Genomic DNA, 1,389 nt, shown 5'->3' on the forward strand with positions numbered 1-1,389 from the left:
CTTATGGTTTCTTGCCTGTTGTGGCTTCTCAGGAGTGGCCGTCCGACCCTCCGGGGTGCCCTGGCTGCTGATTGAGATATGCGCGCGGTACGTGGTCGCTGATTACGGAGACGACAGCGGGGTGCTCCGCGGACCGAACATGTGCCGTAACACGCGAGGAGGGCGGAGTGACCGTTACTCGGGCCAGGGCCTGGGCAGGTGTCGACGCTGGTAAAGGCCATCACTGGGCGGCGGTCGTCGATGACACCGGAGCCACATTGTGGTCGAAGAAGATCGACAACGACGAGGCGGCGATCCTGGCCGCGTTGGGCGAGATCCTTGCTTTGGCCGAGGAAGTTTCTTTCGCCGTCGACATTTCCGGCACCTCGTCGGCGTTGTTGCTGGCTTTGCTTGCCGCGCACGGTATTTCGGCGGTGTATGTGCCCGGACGCACTGTCAACCGGATGGCCGGCGCCTACCGGGGCGAGGGCAAGACCGACGCCAAAGACGCCTACGTCATCGCCGAAACCTCCAGACACAGAAACGATTTCGCGACGATCGACGTGCCCGCGCAGCTGGCTGCGGATCTGGCGTTGTTGACCGCGCACCGCACCGATCTGGTCGCGGACCGGGTCCGCATGATCAACCGCCTGCGTGACGTGTTGACCGGGGTGTTCCCCGCGCTGGAACGGGCGTTCGACTACAGCGCCCACAAGGGAGCGTTGATCCTGCTGACCGGGTATCAAACCCCGGCCGCGATCCGCCGCCGCGGACACACCCGGTTGACGGCGTGGCTGACCAAACGCCAGGTCCGGTCGGCGGAAACGGTCGCCGCCACCGCAATCGCGGCCGCCGACGCCCAGCAGACCACCCTGCCTGGTGAGGCCGTCGCCGCCCAGATCGTGGCCGAGCTCGCGCGAGCGATCCTGGACCTCGACGACCGGATCAAACGCCTCGAAACCCAGATCCGCGACACCTTCCGCACGCACCCGCAAGCCGAGGTCATCGAGTCGATGCCCGGCATAGGTCCGATCCTGGGCGCAGAACTGGTCGTCGCCGCCGGCGATCTGGCCTCCTACACCGATGCCGGGCATCTGGCCTCGGCAGCGGGATTGGTGCCGGTCCCACGCGACTCGGGCCGCCGGACCGGGAACCTGCACCGACCGAAACGCTATAGCCGCAGGTTGCGTCGGGTGTTCTACCTGTCGGCGCAAACCAGCATCATCGGTAACGGGCCGAACCGCGACTTCTACCTGAAGAAACGTGGCCAGGGCTGCAAACACGTGCAGGCGGTGATCGCGTTGGCTCGGCGGCGGGTCTCGGTGTTGTGGGCGTTGCTTCGCGACGATCGGGTATTCACCCCCGCTCCGCCGGTCGCGCTCACGGCTTGACAACTTCATTGAGACTCCT

Annotated in this window: 1 protein-coding gene; it reads left to right on the top strand. The window is 65.8% G+C overall.

Annotated elements, in window-relative coordinates; all coding sequences use genetic code 11:
* Nucleotides 1-167: 167 nt before the first annotated feature.
* Nucleotides 168-1,370 carry an IS110 family transposase gene (locus ABZV91_RS32470; RefSeq protein WP_355249533.1) on the top strand — a complete coding sequence of 401 codons (1,203 nt, stop codon included), beginning with the start codon at nucleotides 168-170 and terminating at the stop codon, nucleotides 1,368-1,370.
* Nucleotides 1,371-1,389 lie beyond the last annotated feature (19 nt).

It is taken from the genome of Nocardia sp. NPDC004568, from assembly GCF_040609955.1.
Taxonomy (GTDB): Bacteria; Actinomycetota; Actinomycetes; order Mycobacteriales; family Mycobacteriaceae; genus Nocardia.